This window comes from Stenotrophomonas sp. 63632_Sma (assembly GCF_056482875.1).
In genome coordinates, this window is the sequence record NZ_CM151220.1 from 2,305,980 (window position 1) to 2,323,515 (window position 17,536).

20 protein-coding genes are annotated in these 17,536 nt (G+C 64.5%); 9 read left to right on the forward strand and 11 right to left on the reverse strand.

The features are described from left to right. Window positions 1-2 precede the first annotated feature (2 nt). From ACZK45_RS10750 to ACZK45_RS10760, 3 genes are all read right to left on the reverse strand, one after another. Window positions 3-770: an SDR family oxidoreductase gene (locus ACZK45_RS10750; RefSeq protein ID WP_478445843.1), complete on the reverse strand. Its 768-nt coding sequence runs from the start codon at window positions 768-770 to the stop codon at window positions 3-5. A gap of 128 nt (window positions 771-898) precedes the next feature. Then, window positions 899-1,930, reverse strand: coding sequence for a LysR family transcriptional regulator (locus tag ACZK45_RS10755; protein ID WP_478445844.1), 1,032 nt, complete (start codon window positions 1,928-1,930; stop codon window positions 899-901). After that, on the reverse strand, window positions 1,927-2,235 hold the full coding sequence (locus tag ACZK45_RS10760) for a sigma factor-like helix-turn-helix DNA-binding protein (RefSeq protein WP_071228235.1): 309 nt from the start codon (window positions 2,233-2,235) through the stop codon (window positions 1,927-1,929). Before ACZK45_RS10760 ends, ACZK45_RS10755 begins: the two co-directional genes overlap by 4 nt. An 89-nt stretch (window positions 2,236-2,324) precedes the next feature. On the opposite strand from ACZK45_RS10760, the gene ACZK45_RS10765 reads away from it, so the two are divergent. From ACZK45_RS10765 to ACZK45_RS10775, 3 genes are all read left to right on the forward strand, one after another. Beyond that, on the forward strand, window positions 2,325-2,804 hold the full coding sequence (locus tag ACZK45_RS10765; RefSeq protein ID WP_125893223.1) for a carboxymuconolactone decarboxylase family protein: 480 nt from the start codon (window positions 2,325-2,327) through the stop codon (window positions 2,802-2,804). 55 nt (window positions 2,805-2,859) lie between these two features. Further along, a complete protein-coding gene (locus ACZK45_RS10770) occupies window positions 2,860-3,264 on the forward strand; it encodes a cupin domain-containing protein (protein ID WP_125893221.1) in 405 nt (134 codons plus the stop codon). Between the two features lie 75 nt (window positions 3,265-3,339). Continuing rightward, complete coding sequence (locus ACZK45_RS10775) at window positions 3,340-4,221, forward strand: RNA polymerase sigma-70 factor (RefSeq protein WP_125893219.1); 882 nt, start codon at window positions 3,340-3,342, stop codon at window positions 4,219-4,221. A 116-nt stretch (window positions 4,222-4,337) separates the two neighbouring features. On the opposite strand, the gene ACZK45_RS10780 is transcribed toward ACZK45_RS10775, so the two are convergent. The 3 genes from ACZK45_RS10780 to ACZK45_RS10790 all read right to left on the reverse strand — a co-directional run bounded on the left by ACZK45_RS10780 (window position 4,338) and on the right by ACZK45_RS10790 (window position 6,638). Then, window positions 4,338-5,258: an MBL fold metallo-hydrolase gene (locus tag ACZK45_RS10780; RefSeq protein WP_125893217.1), complete on the reverse strand. Its 921-nt coding sequence runs from the start codon at window positions 5,256-5,258 to the stop codon at window positions 4,338-4,340. Window positions 5,259-5,530: 272 nt separating this feature from the next. Continuing rightward, window positions 5,531-6,007, reverse strand: coding sequence for a nuclear transport factor 2 family protein (locus ACZK45_RS10785; RefSeq protein ID WP_478445845.1), 477 nt, complete (start codon window positions 6,005-6,007; stop codon window positions 5,531-5,533). Between the two features lie 61 nt (window positions 6,008-6,068). Then, complete coding sequence (locus ACZK45_RS10790; RefSeq protein WP_478445846.1) at window positions 6,069-6,638, reverse strand: TetR/AcrR family transcriptional regulator; 570 nt, start codon at window positions 6,636-6,638, stop codon at window positions 6,069-6,071. A gap of 169 nt (window positions 6,639-6,807) precedes the next feature. On the opposite strand from ACZK45_RS10790, the gene ACZK45_RS10795 reads away from it, so the two are divergent. Together ACZK45_RS10795 and ACZK45_RS10800 are read left to right on the forward strand one after the other, a co-directional pair. Continuing rightward, entirely contained in the window at window positions 6,808-7,761 is a 954-nt protein-coding gene (locus tag ACZK45_RS10795; protein ID WP_478445847.1) for an alpha/beta fold hydrolase, read from the forward strand. 826 nt (window positions 7,762-8,587) lie between these two features. Further along, window positions 8,588-10,096 (forward strand): S1 family peptidase, encoded by a 1,509-nt coding sequence (locus ACZK45_RS10800; RefSeq protein ID WP_478445848.1) that lies wholly within the window; start codon window positions 8,588-8,590, stop codon window positions 10,094-10,096. A gap of 72 nt (window positions 10,097-10,168) precedes the next feature. On the opposite strand, the gene ACZK45_RS10805 is transcribed toward ACZK45_RS10800, so the two are convergent. Beyond that, entirely contained in the window at window positions 10,169-12,817 is a 2,649-nt protein-coding gene (locus ACZK45_RS10805) for an excinuclease ABC subunit UvrA (RefSeq protein WP_125893207.1), read from the reverse strand. Between the two features lie 180 nt (window positions 12,818-12,997). Between ACZK45_RS10805 and ACZK45_RS10810 the strand changes: the two genes are divergently transcribed. The 4 genes from ACZK45_RS10810 to ACZK45_RS10825 all read left to right on the forward strand — a co-directional run bounded on the left by ACZK45_RS10810 (window position 12,998) and on the right by ACZK45_RS10825 (window position 14,884). After that, window positions 12,998-13,276 (forward strand): hypothetical protein, encoded by a 279-nt coding sequence (locus tag ACZK45_RS10810; protein ID WP_219630815.1) that lies wholly within the window; start codon window positions 12,998-13,000, stop codon window positions 13,274-13,276. Window positions 13,277-13,399: 123 nt separating this feature from the next. Next, window positions 13,400-13,654, forward strand: coding sequence for a hypothetical protein (locus ACZK45_RS10815; RefSeq protein ID WP_049463392.1), 255 nt, complete (start codon window positions 13,400-13,402; stop codon window positions 13,652-13,654). After that, a complete protein-coding gene (locus tag ACZK45_RS10820) occupies window positions 13,651-14,073 on the forward strand; it encodes a low affinity iron permease family protein (RefSeq protein WP_071228246.1) in 423 nt (140 codons plus the stop codon). Before ACZK45_RS10815 ends, ACZK45_RS10820 begins: the two co-directional genes overlap by 4 nt. A 313-nt stretch (window positions 14,074-14,386) precedes the next feature. Next, window positions 14,387-14,884, forward strand: a complete 498-nt coding sequence (locus tag ACZK45_RS10825) for a YciE/YciF ferroxidase family protein (protein ID WP_005416567.1) — start codon at window positions 14,387-14,389, stop codon at window positions 14,882-14,884. Between the two features lie 39 nt (window positions 14,885-14,923). Here ACZK45_RS10825 and ACZK45_RS10830 read toward each other — a convergent pair whose 3' ends face one another. The 4 genes from ACZK45_RS10830 to ACZK45_RS10845 form a co-directional block, all read right to left on the reverse strand. Further along, on the reverse strand, window positions 14,924-15,658 hold the full coding sequence (locus ACZK45_RS10830) for a DNA-formamidopyrimidine glycosylase family protein (RefSeq protein ID WP_197615156.1): 735 nt from the start codon (window positions 15,656-15,658) through the stop codon (window positions 14,924-14,926). Further along, window positions 15,651-16,283 carry a DUF72 domain-containing protein gene (locus ACZK45_RS10835; protein WP_478445849.1) on the reverse strand — a complete coding sequence of 211 codons (633 nt, stop codon included), beginning with the start codon at window positions 16,281-16,283 and terminating at the stop codon, window positions 15,651-15,653. Before ACZK45_RS10835 ends, ACZK45_RS10830 begins: the two co-directional genes overlap by 8 nt. Window positions 16,284-16,408: 125 nt before the next feature. Further along, complete coding sequence (locus tag ACZK45_RS10840; RefSeq protein WP_134950744.1) at window positions 16,409-16,876, reverse strand: BLUF domain-containing protein; 468 nt, start codon at window positions 16,874-16,876, stop codon at window positions 16,409-16,411. Window positions 16,877-17,113: 237 nt separating this feature from the next. After that, a complete protein-coding gene (locus ACZK45_RS10845) occupies window positions 17,114-17,452 on the reverse strand; it encodes a hypothetical protein (protein ID WP_197615158.1) in 339 nt (112 codons plus the stop codon). Between the last annotated feature and the right edge of the window lie 84 nt (window positions 17,453-17,536).

A 17,536-nucleotide genomic window follows, 5' to 3' on the forward strand; every position in this document is an offset into this window, starting at 1 on the left:
GCTCAGGCGGGCTGCCGCTGCAACAGGCCGGACTGCTGCAGCCAGGCGTCGAAGCCGACCTGCCCCAGCCACGCCTGCCCCACCGGCACCAGCGTATCGATCTGCAGCGGCGCACCGAAGTACAGGGCCTCGGCGTCTGCCACGACCTGCCGCGGGTCGCCGGTCCGCTGCAGATACTGCCTGGCCAGATCCGCCATCGCGGCGCGCTGGGGGCCCGCAATTTCCACGACGCCATTGCGGGGTGGCTGCTGCGCGATGCGTGCCACCGCTTCGGCAACATCCTCGGCGGCAATCGGCTGAACGTCGGCGGCCGGCAGGTGCAGGGTCTCCCCGTTGCCGGCGGACTGGATGATGCCCGGCAGGAACTCGAAGAACTGCGTGGAATGGATGATGGTGTATGGCAGGCCCGAATCGCGGATCAGGCGCTCCTGGACGATCTTGCCGCGGAAGTAGCCGCTGGCCGCAAGCTTGTCGGTGCCTACGACGGAAAGCGCAACGTGGTGGCGTACGCCGGCACGGGCGGCGGCGGTCAGGACGTTGTGGCCAGCGGTCTCGAAGAACGAAAGCACTGCCGCATCTTCGAACAAGGGCGAGTTGGCGAGGTCCACCACCACGTCGACCCCGTCCATGGCGGCGTCCAGGCCTTCACCGGTCAGCACATCCACGCCGGTGGAGGGCGCGGCCACCACGATGTCATGCCCGGCGGTGCGCAGGCGCTCAACCACCTTGCTGCCGATGCGGCCGGTACCACCGATGACGAGGAATTTCATGACGTGTCTCCTGGAATGTAGAAGGGGCGACCGGCTGTGGCCGGGCATGCTGGAATCGTAGGCAGCGTGGGCGCGGGGCAGTAGGTCCGCGCTGGGGCGCGCACTGTTGCCCGGCACGCACCAATGCTTCAGGCCCAGGCGGGCTGTGCCTCTGGCTTCATGGACGTGGCCTGTTGGCGCGCTTCCCAGTGCGAGATCACATCCAGTTCGAGCGCGCGCACCCGCTGCGTGCTGAAGTCGATGAAGGCCCGCACGCGCTTGGGAAGCTGGCGGCGGCTGAGGTAGCACAGGTAGTGGCCGCGATCGAGCGGCGCATGCCGATCCAGGCAGGTCACCACCCTGCCCGCCCACAGCGCTTCACGTATCTGATAGCTGGGCAGCTGGGCGATGCCCAGCCCGTCGATGACGGCCTGCAGGGCCAGGTCGGCATCGTTGAACACCAGTGCGGCCGGCGGCTGCAGGTGCACATCGGTGCCGTCGACCCGGAATTCCCAGGGCTGCATGCGCCCACCCGGCAGGCGCCGCCCGATGCAGGCATGCGTGGACAGCGCATCCACCGACGACGGTAGACCATGCGCCCGCACGTACGCCGGTGACGCGCACACCACCAGCTGCATCGGCACCAGCTGCTTGGCGATCACCTGGCTGTCTTCCAGCAGGCCGTCGCGGAACGCCACATCGATGCGGTCACCAGCCAGGTCGGGGGCCTGCTCGTCCAGCAGCAGTTCTACCGAGACCTGCGGGTACTCGGCGCGGAAGGCGGCCAGCAAGGGGGCGATCACCCGCCGGCCGAAGCCGTGGCTGGCACTGATGCGCAGGTGCCCGCGCGGCGGGCCCTCGCGCAGGTCGCGCATTTCCTCCAGCGCCTGCAGGATGCAGTTCACGCCCGGGTTGCAGCCCTCCAGGAACAGCTCGCCTTCACGGGTCAGCGTGGTCGAGCGCGTGGTGCGCAGGAACAACCGCACGCCCAGCTGGCTTTCCAGCTTCTGCACGCTGCGGCTGACGGCCGAACGGCCGATGCCAAGGCGGTCGGCCGCGCGCGCGAAACTGCCCTCGGCCGCCACTGCGATGAAGGCCAGCACGCCGGCGTAGCTGGTGGAGAAGGATGCATTGAGCGCATCGTGGCCGTCGCTGGCCGGGCTGGGCTGTGCGGTGTTCATGGGCGGCCTGGCTCCAGGCGGGCACGGTGCGCGTGCAGGTGGTTCCGCGCCAGCGCGAGGCGTTGCCTGCACGCGGAAAGGTCGAGCCCCAGCAGGGGCACGATGTCCTCGAACCCGGCGCCCAGTACGTCGTGCAGCAACAGCACCGCACGTGCATCGGGCGGCAATTCGCGCAGTGCGGCCAGGAAGGTCTGCCAGACCTGTTCGCTGGCAGGGCGGAATGCGGTGCGCAGGTGCGATGCGGTGTCCATGCCCGGCAGACGGCCGAGCATCGGCCGCTGTGACAGGCCATTGGTGTTTTTCATGCAACAGCATGCGGCCCGGCCCCGGCCTACCGGTAGTGCGGGCGCAGGCCTAGCCTCGCTGTGTCCTTCACTCGCTACAGGAACACGCCATGACCGCACGTCTGGATTACGCCGCGCAATCCCCCGAACTGTTCAAGAAGCTCGGCCTGTACTCGCATGCCGCCCATACCGCCTCGATCGAAGCGGCCATCATCGATCTGGTCAACATCCGTGCATCGCAGCTCAACGGCTGCGGCTTCTGCCTGGACATGCACGTGAAGGAGGCCACCCTGCGCGGCGAGCGCCCACTGCGCCTGCATCACCTGGCGGCATGGCGTGAATCGACGCTGTTCAGCCCGCGCGAGCGCGCCTGCCTGGCCTGGACCGAGGTGCTGACCCAGCTGCCGGCGCAGGGTGTGCCCGACGAACTGTACACGCGCGTGCGCGGCCAGCTGTCCGAGCAGGAGATCGTCGACCTGACCCATGCGGTGATGGCGATCAACGCCTGGAACCGCGCCAACGTCGCCTTCCGTACTACGCCCGGCACCCTGGACGCGGCCTTTGGCCTGGACAAGGCCGACCTGGCCTGATCGTTCCGCCGCTGCCCCATGCAGCGGCCCTCCCCTACCGCACTGGAGACCTGCCATGCGTCGTTCTGTTCTGGCCCTGCTTGCGCTGCTGCCACTGTGCAGCGCTGCCGCCACCCCGCCCCCTGCTGCGCCCGAGCCCCTGGTGCACGAGGTGATGACCCGGGCCCTGCCGGAGCAGCCCGGCAAGGAAGCGCTGATCCTTACCGTGGAATACCCGCCGGGTGGCGCCGATCCGGTGCACCGCCACGATGCCCATGGCTTCGTCTACGTCCTGGAAGGACGGATCGTGATGGGCGTGGCCGGCGGCAAGGAAGTCACCCTCGGCCCGGGCGAGGCCTTCCATGAAGGCCCGGCCGATCTGCACACCGTAGGTCGCAACGCCAGCGCTACCGAGCCGGCGAAGTTCGTGGTGTTCCTGATCAAGGACATCGGCAAGCCGGCGGTTCTGCCGCCGCACTGATCGCACGTCCGGCGCTGGCACCAACGACAGGTCCCCGGGTGTCACAATCCGGGGACCTGTCCCGTCTACGCTGGCATGGACGATTCCACTGCGCTGTTTTCCCGCCTCCGCCCGCGCCTGTTCGGCGTGGCCTACCGCATGCTCGGGTCTTCGCACGAAGCCGAGGACGTGGTGCAGGACGTCTGGCTGCGCTGGCATGGCGCCGACCAGTCACGGATCGAGAATCCCGAAGCCTGGCTGGTCGCCACCACCACCCGTCGCGCCATTGATGGCCTGCGCCTGGCACGGCATACGCGCGAACACTATGTCGGCATGTGGTTGCCCGAGCCGCTGCTGACCGATGACACCAGCACCCCTGAATATGTACTGGAAACCGCCAGCGATCTGTCGCTCGCCTTCCTCAGCGTGCTGGAACGGTTGGCACCGGATGCGCGTGCGGCCTTCCTGCTGCACGATGTGTTCGATCAGGACTACGCGGTGGTCGCGCGCACCCTGGACAAGACAGAAGCCGCCTGCCGGCAGATCGTGCATCGCGCACGCCTGCAGCTCAGGCAGGAGCGCCCGCGCTACAACGTCCCGCAGGACGTGCACCAGAAACTGCTGCGCCGCTTCGCCGAGGCCGCATCCAGTGGCGACTTCCGCACGATGAAGGCGCTGATGGCCGAGTCGGCCGAGCTGGTGGGTGACGGCGGCGGCATCGTCACCAGCTTCCCCAAACCGATGGTCGGGGGCGCACGCATTGCCCAACTGCTGTATGCCCCGCACCTGCGGCGCAGCGCGCAACTGCGGATGGTGCCGGCCATGCTCAACGGACGGCTGGGACTGCTGCGCTATTTCGATGGCGAGCTGGAAGCGGCGATGGCCTTCGAGACCGATGGCGAACGGATCACGCAGATCCTGGTGCAGCGCAACCCGCACAAGCTGCAGCGGCTGGCACTGCCCACCTCCATCCAGTAGATCCCGCGCCCCGCGTGGACGGCATCCATTGTCGACCTCATCCTTGCGGGATTCGACCGGGGCGCCGATGCGCCCCGATCGTGAACGTCTGCCTGCGCAGCGGCGGCAGGATCCGATCAGAAGTCCCAGAACACCGGCACCCAGCGGAAGGTCTCGCCCTCCAGCGACACCCGGCCCACTGACGGGAACGGAAGATGCGTGGCCACCAGCATTTCACCGGTGCCTGCCAGTTCCTTCAGCAGGGCGATGCGGACGCGCGCGGATTCCTCCGGGTCATGCTCGAAGCCGTTGTGCCAGTTCGGCTGGTCGAAGCCGACCGCGAACACCGCGTCACCGGCAAAGGTCAGGGCCTGCCCGGCAGACGCCACGCGCACCACGCAGTGGCCTGGGGTATGCCCTCCGGTTCGGCGGGCCGTCACGCCCGGTGCGATCTGCTGTTCATCCTGGAAGGTGTGCACGTAGCTGCTGTACTCGGCCCAGAAGTGCTTGGCCGTGGCGCGCAGCGCATCGGGGAACCCCTGCGGCATGTTGGTGCGGCTGAAGTCCGGCGACTTCCAGAACTCCACCTCTGCCGCGGCCACGTGGATCTTCAGGTCCGGGCGCAGCTGTTTCTTCACGCCTTCAACCAGCAGCCCGCCGACGTGGTCCATGTGCATGTGGGTGATCACCACATCGGTGATTTCGCCCAGGTTGATGCCGGCGGCACCGAGGCGGCGGATCAACTGGCCGGCGCGCGGCAGCTGCAGGTCCGGGTCCATGCCCAGGCCGGCATCGATGAGGATGGTGCGATCACCGCTGTGCACCACCATCACGTTTAATGCCCAGTCGAAGGCATCCTGCGGCAGGTACATCTCTTCGAACCATTCGGCACGGTCGGCGGCTGGTACGTTGTGGCCGAGCATCTGGGTGGGCAACGGCAGGACGCCATCGCTGATCACCAGCACTTCGACGTCGCCCACCTTGAGGGCGTAGCGCGAGGGCACCAGTTCATCGAGGGCGGGGGCAATGGGCGCGGCGGTGTTTTCCAGACTGAACATGAGGGATCTCCACGTAGGGGCATTGGGCGGGCAGCGATGCAAGGCTGGCGCGAACGATTCCGGGCGCTTTCCCACGGCGCAGGGCGTGGCGTTGCCAGGGCACGGATGCCTGGCAGGCCAACGCTGCAGGGTTCATGGGAAGACGGGCCACTGCGCAAGCGGTGGGCCCGGAACACGGCGTGTGCCGTGTGCGATCAGGCTAGGCAGCACACCGTTGCTGCGGTAGGCCCGTGGAGGGGGACGTGATGTTGCATTCCGGGAAGCAATGCGAATCACATACCCAGATCAGACAGCCCCGGATGATCATCGGGGCGGCGCCCCAGCGGCCAGTGGAACTTGCGGTCGCTTTCCTTGATCGGCATGTCGTTGATGCTCGAGAACCGGCGTTGCATCAGGCCATCCGCACCGAATTCCCAGTTCTCGTTTCCATAGGAACGGAACCAGTTGCCGGAGTCGTCATGCCACTCATAGGCGTAGCGCACGGCAATACGATTGTCGGTGAAGGCCCATAGCTCCTTGATCAGCCGGTACTCAAGCTCCTTGTTCCACTTGCGGGCCAGGAACTGCCGCGCTTCCTCGCGGCCATGGGTGAACTCGGCACGATTGCGCCACTGGGTGTCCAGCGAATAGGCCAGCGAAACCTTGTCGGCATCGCGGGTGTTCCAGCCGTCTTCGGCAAGACGAACCTTCTCGATGGCCGATTCACGGGTGAACGGGGGAAGTGGCGGACGGGGTGCTTCAATGGACACGGTGGGACCTCCAATCAAGTGGATGAACGGGGTGCTTCGACGGGTTTTGATGGCTCGGGCGTCAGCGCCTGGCCTGCTCCAACAACACTGCTGCAACATTCCTTGCAGTGTCTGCGGCGGTGTAGTCGCCCATCACGCGCGAGACGGTGATGGCGCCTTCCATGAGAACCAGCAGCTGCCGCGCCAGTGCTTCCGGCTGCTGGATATGCAGTTGCGTGGTGAGTTCCAGCGTGTAATCCAGCAACTTCTGCTTGTGATGTTTGGCGATGTGGCGAATCGGATCGTCGGGGTCGCCGACCTCGCCTGCGGTGTTGATGAAGGCACAGCCGCGATAGCCGTCGGACTGGAACCAGCCCTTGAGCACGGTGAACATGCTCAGGATGCGTGCTTCCGGGGTGTCGGCCTTGTTGCACTCCTGCTGGAACCAGGTGAGCCAGCGCACGTCACGCGCATTCAATGCCGCAGCAGCAACCTGGTCCTTGTTTTCGAAGTGGCGGTAGATGCTCTTCCGGGCAACGCCGGAGGTCTTCACCAGCAGGTCCATGCCGGTGGCGTGGATCCCGTTCTGGTAGATCAGCGCCTCGGCCGTGGCCAGGATCTTCTGCTGGGTTTCGGAGGTGGTTGTGTTCACGGCGCCAAGGTAGAACGATCGTTCTACCCTGTCAACAGGCGGCACGACGGCCTTTCGCGTGGGCACGCTTGCTCAGGACGATCTATCAAGAAATTCGTACATGTCATCATCCAGACGCCCGATTTCGGTCGCAAAGTACGTCTCACCAACCACCCATGAGACGCCCCGCATGAACACCTTTGCCCGTTCCCTGGCCGTTGCCGCCCTCGCCCTCTCGGTCCAGGCCGGCCTGTCCGCGCAGGCCGCCGAACCGGCCAAGCCGGCGGCAGTCACCAGCATCGCGCGCACCGCCAGCTACATCACCACCGCCGATGGCGTGCAGCTCTACTACAAGGACTGGGGCCCGAAGGACGGCCCGGTGGTTACCTTCAGCCACGGCTGGCCGCTGAACTCGGACAGCTGGGAATCGCAGATGATCTTCCTCGCCAACCACGGCTACCGCGTCATCGCGCATGATCGTCGTGGCCATGGCCGTTCCAGCCAGCCTTGGGATGGCAACGACATGGATCACTACGCCGATGACCTGGCCACGGTGATCAACACGCTCGGCCTGCACGATGTCACCCTGGTGGGCTTCTCCACCGGCGGCGGCGAGGTGGCGCGCTACATCGGCCGGCATGGCACCGGGCGAGTGAAGAAGGCCGTGCTGATCAGCTCGGTGCCGCCGTTCATGCTGAAGACCGCCGACAACCCGAACGGGCTGCCGATCGAAGTGTTCGATGGCATCCGCAAGGCACAGATGGACAACCGCGCCCAGCTGTACAAGGACATCCCGTCGGGCCCGTTCTATGGCTTCAACCGCCCGGGCGCGAAGGTGTCGCAGGCGCTGATCGATGCGTGGTGGGCGCAGGGCATGCGGGGCGGCCACAAGAACACGTACGACTCGATCACCGCGTTCTCGGCCACCGACTTCCGCGCCGATCTGAAGAAGTTCGATGTGCCGACGCTGGTCATCCACGGTGATGACGACCAGATCGTGCCGATCGACATCTCCGGTCGCCAGTCGGCGAAGCTGATCAAGGGCGCCAGGCTGATTGTTTACCCGGGCGCGCCGCACGGCCTGACCGACACCCACAAGGACAAGGTCAACCAGGACCTGCTGAGCTTCCTGCAGGAAAAGTAAGCAACAGGGGCTCCGGCAATGCGCCGGAGCCCGTCCCACATAAGCGTGTTTCTGCCCTGCCGCGTGTCCTTTCCCGGTCAGAGCCGTCGCCGCGTGGATTCGGGCGGTGCAGAATTTCATCCGGGCCCGGCTGCAAGGGCGTGGAAATGGCCATGCCAGAACCTCGGCCCCCGACAATAATCCTCCCCCTCCTTCACACAATAACTCTGCTTTACAGGGAGGGAGCGGGTAAGCTGAAAATACGCGTTCGTGAAAGTGGTCACAGTTAACGGCGGGGAAAGTCAATACCTTCAAGTCCGCTGCAACCTAATTGCTGATAATGCGATTGATTTCCAGGCGGACCATCAATCGGTTGTGACATGGAGGTGGGGATGTGCATGGTCTCTGGCAGCTCTTCAGCAACGCTTGCGGCTCTACTTTTTCTGATGACCACCTGCGGCGCATCCGCGACCCCGTCGGCGAGCGCCAGGGAGGCCCGATCACTGGTACTTGTCACGCTCTCGCCTGCGCAAAGTGCGGTCCTTGCAACTGGACTGCTCAGGGGGTTACTGAGGCCAATCAATGGCTGTGTCTACTTCGTGGACCCAGGTGGCACGGCATATCTTGCAGCATGGCCTCACGATTACTCGCTGGCCATGAAGGGCGGCGTTCCCGTAGGCGTGCAGAGCATCCGATCGGGGAAAATAATGGAATTCGGAACCGCCGCATCATTCGGAGGGGGGCATGGAAGTGAACTGCTCCGTTCGAGTCTTGCTGCGTCTATTCCGGCTGCCTGTACGGGCCCACTCATGACGATTCATTTGATGCGTCAGGCAAAGGAGCAGCCATGATTAGTCTGCGCACGAAGCTATCCATGCGTGCCCTGACATTGTCCGCCCTCGGTGCGTTCGCATTCTCCCTGCACGGCCAGCCGATAACTGGCAACCCCACGGCACACACCTACTCGCGAACGTTCAATGTATCTGAGGCCGAAGCAAAATACAGGTCGATGAAATCGATCTCTGCGGCAGGTCTGGAAGCCAGGATTCAGGCATCTGAGCCGGATACGTTTGGTGGCTTGTACGTTGAGCATGAGCCAGAATTCAAGATCGTAGTGCTGTTCACGAATAGGCCGAAAGAGACCTTGGCAAAGTACACGCAGGATCCTGTATTTACCGGCCGCACTTCCGCTCAATCGCTCGAGATGCTCTTGGCGACCCAAGCCGAGGCAGAGGCCCAGCTTCTCGCAAAGAAGGTTGGGTTCGAGTCGGGCGTCGATATCAAGCGGTCCATTGTGACCTTTTACGTGAAGGACGAAGCGGCCGCTAGACGCGCACTCCGGCCATTGCTGGGCGCTGTCGATTTCATGGCGATCAAGCAAGTGAAAGGCTTTACTGTCACTACCGCGATCTCCGGCGGCCATAAGTTGACCGGTACTGCCTTCAGTTGCACTACTGGCTTCAACGTCTTCGACGCAGATCGTGAGCTTGGCGTCCTCACGGCCGGTCACTGTGACAATACGCTGACCTATCAGGGCATTGCCGCGCCTCTCGTTTTCCAGAGCGAGCAGAACGTAGGCGACTACGATGTCCAGTGGCATAAAGAGCCGCCCAGGGGCCCGCGCCACGCGCAGACAAATGAAATCTCCCTGATCAATGGTCCGTCGCAGACGCTCGAAATAACCAGCACGCTCCCCTCCAGTTCGACGCATGTGGGGGATGTGATCTGCAAGAGTGGAATTCATGGCCACTACGCATGCGGGACCATTGAGGATATGAATTCAAGGTCCAATCATAATGGGGCCATAGGCAGGTACATCCGTGCACGCAACCTTTCTCCAGGTCCTCTCAGCGTCGAAGGTGACAGCGGTGGGCCGGTCTTTTCGAACAATGCGGCCCTCGGCGTCATTCACGGCCGGGGCGGTGAAGACACGGGATTTGAGAACGACCTGTTCTACATGCCCATCGAGCGGGTTTCAGCACTTGGTGTTTCCGTATTGACGGAGGCCTTTGAAGTTACCGGCATCGCAGATCGCACTGAAAATTATTTCAGGCCATTTTCCGTTCCGGTTGCGTACAAGGGAGTTCCGAAGTTCCCGATAGAGTTGACGCTGGAGCGCCCCGTGTGCCCGAGCGGGCCCTGCGAACCCGCCACGGAAACGTTGCCGGACAAGATGCCCTCCCCGCTCAACTACACATGGGCCTGCTTCTACCCCATCGTGCTCTACCCGCCTCCCGTCATTCCCCCTCCCCCGTTGACCTGGAGGGAGCGGATTACCTTGAAGGATGCGTCTGGAATCACCGCCGAGCCCGTTGAGTACAACCTGCACTGCAGTGGATGCCCTGATTGTCCATAGCCCGCATCTGTTGATGAGTGCAGTGCTGGAACCACGTGCGTGGATTCTTCGTCAGCCGAGCATGGCTCGGCTCTACATAAGCGCCAGCTCCCTGGCAAGGAACGGCGCCGTCCTGCTGCCTTTGGCGCGAGCCACCTGTTGCGGCGTTCCTTTCGCGACGATGGTGCCCCCTGCCCCGCCAGCTCCGGGGCCTACGTCAATCACCCAGTCCGCCTGTGCAACCGCCCGCATATCGTGCTCGATCATCACCACGGTATTGCCCGCGTCCACCAGCCGCTGCAGCTGCACCAGCAGCCTGTCCGCATCCGATGCATGCAGGCCGGTAGTGGGTTCGTCCAATACGTACAGCGTGCGCCCGCGCTGGCTGCGCTGCAGCTCGGTGGCCAGCTTGATGCGTTGCGCCTCACCGCCGGAAAGCTCCGTGGCTGGCTGGCCCAGCCGCAGGTAGCCCAGGCCGATCTCCTGCAGCAACTGCAACGGGCGTGAAATGGCCTCTTCCTCGCTGAAGAACGCATGCGCCTGGTCCACCGTCATCTGCAGGACCTCGGCGATGTTGCGGTCATTCCACTGCACCTTCAGCGTGGCGTCGTTGTAACGCGCACCGTGGCAGGTGGGGCACGGCGCATAGACGCTGGGCATGAACAGCAGCTCGACGCTGACGAAACCCTCGCCCTCGCAGGTCTCGCACCGGCCCTTGGCCACGTTGAACGAGAAGCGGCCGGCATCGAAACGGCGGCGGCGCGCGGCCGGCGTTGCGGCGAACAGCTTGCGCACGTGATCGAACAGCCCGGTATAGGTGGCCAGGTTGGAGCGCGGCGTGCGGCCGATGGGCTTCTGGTCGACCTGCACCACCCGCTGGATCGCGTCCATATCGCCTGCCAATGTGCCCCGCGTCGTTTCGATCACGGTCGGTCCGTCGGTGGGCGCGCTATCGGCGCGGTCGTCGGCAGGCTCATGCCCGAGGTGCAGCAGCAACAGCTCGGGCAGCGCCTGCGCCATCAGGCTGGACTTGCCGGAGCCGGAAATGCCGGTCACGGCTGTCAGCAGTCCCAGCGGCACCTGTGCGTCCACGCCCTGCAGGTTGTGGCGGTGGATGCCCTTCAGTTCCAGCCAGCGGTTGGCGCTACGCTGTTGGCTGGCAGGCGCCGGCACCTGGTCGAACAGATACAGGGCCGTGCGTGAATCCTGGATCTGGCGCAGGCCGTCGGGCTCGCCACTGTAGAGAACGCGCCCGCCGTGTTCCCCCGCCTGCGGACCCACATCCACCAGCCACTGCGCGCGGCGCATCAGCTCCAGATCGTGTTCAACAACGAACACCGAGTTGCCGCCGTCGCGCAGCCGTTCCAGTGCGTCGTACAGCGCCTGGCTGTCGGCCGGATGCAGGCCGGCCGAGGGTTCATCAAGCACGTACAGCACGCCAAACAGCAGCGAGCTGAGCTGCGTGGCCAGCCGTAGGCGCTGCAGCTCGCCGGCTGACAGGGTTGGCGTCGCACGGTCCAGCGAGAGATAGCCCAGGCCCAGGTCACGCAGCTGGCGTACACGCGCCATGACTCCGCCTGCCAATCGTTGTGCGGCGAGGCGCTTCTCTTCGGACAAGGCCGAGGTCAGGCGCACGTCCGGAGCGCCCTCGTGGGTCGCCTGGCCACTCGCGGCCCTCCGGGCGCGATCGCGGGGTGTCGCGCTCCTGTTGGTGCGAGCGCCCTTGCTGTGCGCGCCGAAATCACCTTGTGCGATGGGCTCCAGCAGCGCCGCCAGCTGGTCCAGCGGCAGCCGCATGAACTCACCGATATCCACCCCGGCAAAGGTGACCGAGAGCGCCTCCGGCTTCAGGCGCTTTCCGTGGCAGGCCGGGCACAACCGGCCTTCCATGTAGCGCGACACGCGCTTGCGCATCAGCGCGCTCTGGGTATTGGCAAAGGTGTGCAGCACGTAGCGGCGCGCGCCGGTATAGGTGCCCATGTAGCTGGGCTCCTGCTTGCGCTTCAGTGCGGCGCGGGTCTCGGCGGGCGTGAACCCGGCATAGACCGGCACGGTGGGGGCCTGCTCGGTGAACAGGATCCAGTCCCGGTCCTTCTTCGGCAGCTTCTTCCACGGTATGTCGATGTCGTAGCCGAGCGTGACCAGGATGTCGCGCAGGTTCTGGCCATGCCATGCCGGCGGCCAGGAAGCGATGGCGCGCTCACGGATGCTCAGCGACGGGTCCGGAACCATCAGCGCTTCGGTTACTTCGTAGACATGCCCCAGGCCATGGCAGGTGCTGCAGGCGCCCTGTGGCGTATTGGGCGAAAAGTCCTCGGCGTACAGCATGGGCTGGTTGGCCGGGTACGCACCGGCACGCGAGTACATCATGCGCACCAGGCTGGATAGCGTGGTCACGCTGCCCACCGATGAACGCGCATTGCTGGCGCCGCGCTGCTGCTGCAGGGCCACTGCCGGCGGCAGCCCGTCGATGGCATCCACATCGGGCACGCCCGCCTGGTCGATCAGGCGCCTTGCATAGGGCGCGACGGATTCGAAGTAGCGCCGCTGCGCTTCGGCGAACACGGTACCGAAGGCCAACGATGACTTGCCGGAACCTGATACGCCGGAGAAAACCACCAGTGCGTTACGCGGAATGGAAACGTCGACATTCTTGAGGTTGTGCTCGCGGGCACCACGCACCTTGACGCAACCGCTGGCGGCGGCAGCGCATGACGATTCACCAAAGGGGGTGTTGGACATTTCAGCGTTCCTGCATTCGGCGGGCGGGCCGCGCAATGGGCGCGCCCGGTAGGCCATTCTCGCTGCTGCGGAGTGAATGGTGTGAGGGCGCAGGAGGTGGAATGCCACTTTCACCTCCCCTTGCTACGCCGTTGCGCGGCCAAGGGCTAGCGTGAGTCATCTGCACGATAGGAGGCGATCATGCATCCCGATGTACTTGGCTGGATCGCCACGGCGGTCCTGATGGCGACGTTGATCCGGCAGATGGTGAAGCAGTGGCAGTCGCCAAACCCCGAAGCGGTATCGAAGTGGCTGTTCGTGGGCCAGATGACCGCGTCCGCGCTGTTTACGGTGTACAGCGCGATGCTGGGCAGCACCGTCTTCGTGGTCACCAATGCGATGCTGCTGTTGACGGCCGTGGTGGGCCAGGTGATGGCCTGGCGCCGTCGCGGCCGGTGCAACGCTCCCCCGCCCTGCTGATTGTTAACGCGTATTGCCTGAAGGATTGACATCACGTTGCCCCACTCTTGATGGGGCCGCTCACAGTGCACTCCTATGCTGGGCCCGCCACCTGACTGGTGGTGATCAACCTGGAGATTCACCATGCAACGTGATCAGAAAGACCTTCCCCACCCGGACCCGGAAGCGCAGAATCCCGATCCTGTCAGTCCACTGCAGGCGAAGCTGCACAACCGCCGCAACCATGACGAAGCGCTGCAGGAAACCTTCCCCGCCAGTGACCCGATCTCTCCCTTTGTTGCTGCACCAACCCCGGAAGAGCAGGCCAAGCGCCTTGGGGAGCGGGTCACGCTGCCAGACCGCCGCACGGATAAGGAGGCCGCGGGAGGTGACGCGTGATCCGGCGCGGTTTTGCCCGTGTGGCGGCCGCAACGGCACGATTGTCCGGCAGCCTGGGCGCATTCGTCGCCGCGCTGGGGGTGATCATCACCTGGGCCGCCAGCGGGCCGGCCTTCCACTTCAATGATACGTGGCAGCTGGTGGTGAATACGGGAACGACCATCGTGACCTTCCTGATGGTGTTCCTGATCCAGCATACGCAGAACGCCGATACGGCCGCGCTGCACATCAAGCTGGATGAGCTGATCCGGGTCAGCAAGGATGCCAACCAGGAGCTGTTGAACCTGGAATCGATGGAGCCCGCTCACCTTGAAGAGATTCGCCAGCGTTACGAGGCGCTGGCGAAGACCGCGGCAGACATCAAGTTCAAGAAAGAGCGTTGCATGCCCTGCGAGGTGGACGCGGCCGCCGAGGCCTGAAAGGCGCCGCGACGACGGCAGACCCGCGTGTGGATGTCCTGGTGCAAGGCACTGCCTGGCAGGGCCTTGCAGGGCTGTTCCGACGGAGGCCATCGACCGGGGACGCAAGCAGTCCCAAGCTGCGATGCCATCCTGAAGCCATGCCGAAGGCCTGCCGGCATTGAAATGCAGCCACACACAGTGACAGGCGCCGCTTCGTGAAGACGGCGCGCAGGCTTTCTGCTGACGTTCCCATGCAGCCTTCACCTGGCCCCTGCTTTGGCGCAACCGGGCGACGCCTACGCTGAGCGCTCCACTCAACGCGGAGCCCACTATGGCTATCAAGACGGCGGAAGACCTGTTCATCCACGAACTCTCGGACATCTACAGCGCCGAGAAGCAGCTGACCAAGGCCCTCCCGCGCCTGGCCCGTGCGGCCGAGAATCCGGATCTGGCGGCGGCGTTCGAAACGCATCTGGAAGAAACCCAGGGCCAGATCGAGCGCATCGACCAGGTAGTGGAGGTGCTTGGGATCCGCCTGAAGCGCATCAAGTGCGCGGCAATGGAAGGTCTGGTAGAGGAAGGTAAGGAAGTGATCGACAGCATCGACAAGGGCCCTGTGCGCGATGCCGCCCTGATCGGTGGCGCACAGAAGGTCGAGCATTACGAAATTGCATCCTACGGCACCATCGCCGCGCTGGCCAAACAGCTGGGCTACAAGGATGCCCTTCCCTTGCTGCTGGAGACGCTGGAGGAAGAGAAGGCGACCGATGAAAAGCTGACCCTGCTGGCCAAGGGCGGCGGCAATGCCAAGGCCGCGCAGGCTGCCTGAGCCGCGTCGAATGCAGCCCGGCCGCCATGGAAGGCGGCCTCAGGGTTCGTACAGCACCTGGTCGTTCGGGCAGAAGAATGTGCGCCGCCGGGTGGTACCCATGTACAGCTTGCTGATCGGGCCACCGCAGACCGGGCAGATCCTGCGCGTGTGTACCTGCCAGTGCTTCTTCAGCTCGAAGCGGCGCTTCCACTCCAGGAAATCGAAGCTGTAGGTGCGTGCCTGCGTGATCAAGGCGGTGAGCTTGCGCGGCGGCAGGTTACCCAGGCGAGTGGTCGGGTGCACGCCTATGCGGAACAGCACCTCGTTCTTGATGATGTTACCGACGCCGGCGAAGATTGTCTGGTCCAGAAGCGCGTCACAGACCAGGACGCCTGGCATTGCCTTCAGCTTGCGCCGGGCCAGCTTCGGATCCCAGGCATCGTTCAACACATCCGCGCGCCAATCATAGACGTCGTCCAATGGCTCGCCAATGAGTTTTACGGAACAGGCATAGAAGTTCAGCTCGCCATTGTCGAACTCCAGGGACACCCGCGCAGGGGTTGGCTTCCGTTCGTCGATGCGCCAGCTGCCGAACATCATCAGATGGATGCGCAGGGTCTGGTGGCTGAACTCCAACAGGAAATGCTTGCCCCAGCTTCGAACGGCTTTCACCCTGCGTCCTTGAAGTGGCGACAGATCGATCCGACTGTTCCCTGAAACCGCGCGGACGACGTGCCCTTTGAAATGCCTCGCAGCCTCGCACAGCAGGACGATGGATGGTCCCTCAGGCATGCTCTCCCTCCTGCAGCAGGGCCTGCAGGCGCAGGGCGTTGCTGGTGGCGTGGCCCAGCGCGGTATTGTCCAGTACGAACCAGACTGATCGTTGCGTATCCGATTCGAGCTCTAGCTCCCGCGCCAGGCCCGCCAAGGTCTGTTCGCTGTAGGCGCTTCGATAGATCTGCGGCTGGCCGTGCCAGCGCCAATAGCTCCACGTGCGGTCCCCGCCGGGAATCGCAGCTGAGGGTGCCCGTGCCGGATCCGCTGCAACCCGGGCAACACCATGGTCGCTCAGCAGGGCGTCCGCTTCCATAGTGAACCAACTGGGATGGCGCGGCTCGCAGGCCACATCGACCTGGGTACGTGCACGCAGACCATGCAGAAATCCCTCCGCCGTCGCCGGTTCGTATGCCAGGCTGGGTGGCAACTGGAGCAGCAGCGGACCCAACCTGTCACCCAGTGCCAGCACGCCATCGAGGAACCGCTGCAGCGGTGGCATTGCATCGCGAAGCCGGTGTTCATGGCTGATCGAGCGCGGCATCTTCACTGCGAAGCGGAAATAGTCCGGCACGCTCGCAGCCCACCGTGCATAGGTGCTGGGCAGGTGCGGACGGTAGAACGAGGAGTTGATCTCGACCATGGGCAGGCGGGTGGCGTAGCGCTGAAGAACGCTATTGCCCTGCCCAAAGGCTCCCTGCGCCGACCGGGACAGCGACCAGCCAGCGCAACCAATGCGTGTCGGACCAGGCGGCGACGGAGCTGTGTTCACCGCGCCACCCAGCCGTCAGGTTCCAGAGCGCTGCTGGCGGCGCCGTCCACATTTGACTGCGTCACCCACAGCAGGCGATCGAGCGCGCTGGTGCCTGAAGCCAGCGCCGATGCGCTGCGCACGAAGCCTGTCCAGTCGGAGATGGCAATCTTTCCCAGCGCCAGTTCATCCACCCGCACGCAGCACATCCGCCAATGGGGGAACTGCCGCCGGCCCACCCTCCCCCGGTTGAGTTCGACCACGCCACTGTGGCTGCCGGCTGCCAGGATCCGCTTGTACGCGCTGCTGATCCCCGCTTCGGGGCCTTCGAGGTACTGCAGGAAGCGGCTGCCATCAAATAACAGCGTACCGGTGACATCGGCGGATTCATTGAACAGCACCGCGTCCATCACAAGCTGCTGCAGTCGTTCCGCAGTCAGGCTGTCGGACGCTTCACTTACATAGGCAATTGCGCGAAGAGGCATGACACCACCGGTTGTTGCAGACAGCCCTACCTTAGCGACGCGCATCGTACGCGCGGTGAGACCGGTGTGGAGGTTGCGTCGAGCTGTGGCGTGGCCGCTGCGCATCGCGTCTACACGCAACGTGCGCTTCAGATGTGCGCACGCGTGCCAGCACATGGCGGGCTTCAGCCGCGACGGCGGCCGGCATGGGCTGACAGTGGCAATCAAGGCGGAATGCCGTATCGGCGCAGGTCGCACTCAGGCGGTCATCGAGCTGGAGAGTGCCGCGCCCGGGAAACCCCTGGGCCTGGCCGGGTCGCGGCCCGGTTCCGCCGAAATCAGCGCCTGCATCACGTGATGCTGGACGCGATTCCCACTCTCCTCCATGCCCACGAAATACACAAAACGGCCATCGAACTTGGCCTGCGCCCCCTCCAGGGCGGTGTTGGCCTGAACGGCTCGCTTCAGCGACTTCATCCATACCCGTTCGGGTGTCCGGTCAAGCTCTACAACAACGGCGGTGCCACCGCAGTCCAGGGACATGCTCTCGACACGCAGCACGCGTGGCGAAGCGGGATCGGTTCCAGGTCGATGCATGGCAGAAGCTCCAGTGTCGAAGATGGCGGCAATAATCCATGGCCGCTGCCAAAATGCCGTCAAGGAACGCCGGGCTCTTTCCAC

Coding starts and splice junctions, on each gene's coding strand:
- ACZK45_RS10775 (WP_125893219.1), top strand. CDS start 3,340: ATGGACGATTCCACTGCGCTGTTTTCCCGCCTCCGCCCGCGCCTGTTC.
- ACZK45_RS10780 (WP_125893217.1), bottom strand. CDS start 5,258: ATGTTCAGTCTGGAAAACACCGCCGCGCCCATTGCCCCCGCCCTCGAT.
- ACZK45_RS10805 (WP_125893207.1), bottom strand. CDS start 12,817: ATGTCCAACACCCCCTTTGGTGAATCGTCATGCGCTGCCGCCGCCAGC.
- ACZK45_RS10800 (WP_478445848.1), top strand. CDS start 8,588: ATGATTAGTCTGCGCACGAAGCTATCCATGCGTGCCCTGACATTGTCC.
- ACZK45_RS10825 (WP_005416567.1), top strand. CDS start 14,387: ATGGCTATCAAGACGGCGGAAGACCTGTTCATCCACGAACTCTCGGAC.
- ACZK45_RS10840 (WP_134950744.1), bottom strand. CDS start 16,876: ATGCCTCTTCGCGCAATTGCCTATGTAAGTGAAGCGTCCGACAGCCTG.
- ACZK45_RS10835 (WP_478445849.1), bottom strand. CDS start 16,283: ATGGTCGAGATCAACTCCTCGTTCTACCGTCCGCACCTGCCCAGCACC.
- ACZK45_RS10755 (WP_478445844.1), bottom strand. CDS start 1,930: ATGAACACCGCACAGCCCAGCCCGGCCAGCGACGGCCACGATGCGCTC.
- ACZK45_RS10845 (WP_197615158.1), bottom strand. CDS start 17,452: ATGCATCGACCTGGAACCGATCCCGCTTCGCCACGCGTGCTGCGTGTC.
- ACZK45_RS10770 (WP_125893221.1), top strand. CDS start 2,860: ATGCGTCGTTCTGTTCTGGCCCTGCTTGCGCTGCTGCCACTGTGCAGC.
- ACZK45_RS10750 (WP_478445843.1), bottom strand. CDS start 770: ATGAAATTCCTCGTCATCGGTGGTACCGGCCGCATCGGCAGCAAGGTG.
- ACZK45_RS10795 (WP_478445847.1), top strand. CDS start 6,808: ATGAACACCTTTGCCCGTTCCCTGGCCGTTGCCGCCCTCGCCCTCTCG.
- ACZK45_RS10765 (WP_125893223.1), top strand. CDS start 2,325: ATGACCGCACGTCTGGATTACGCCGCGCAATCCCCCGAACTGTTCAAG.
- ACZK45_RS10830 (WP_197615156.1), bottom strand. CDS start 15,658: ATGCCTGAGGGACCATCCATCGTCCTGCTGTGCGAGGCTGCGAGGCAT.
- ACZK45_RS10810 (WP_219630815.1), top strand. CDS start 12,998: ATGCATCCCGATGTACTTGGCTGGATCGCCACGGCGGTCCTGATGGCG.
- ACZK45_RS10815 (WP_049463392.1), top strand. CDS start 13,400: ATGCAACGTGATCAGAAAGACCTTCCCCACCCGGACCCGGAAGCGCAG.
- ACZK45_RS10760 (WP_071228235.1), bottom strand. CDS start 2,235: ATGAAAAACACCAATGGCCTGTCACAGCGGCCGATGCTCGGCCGTCTG.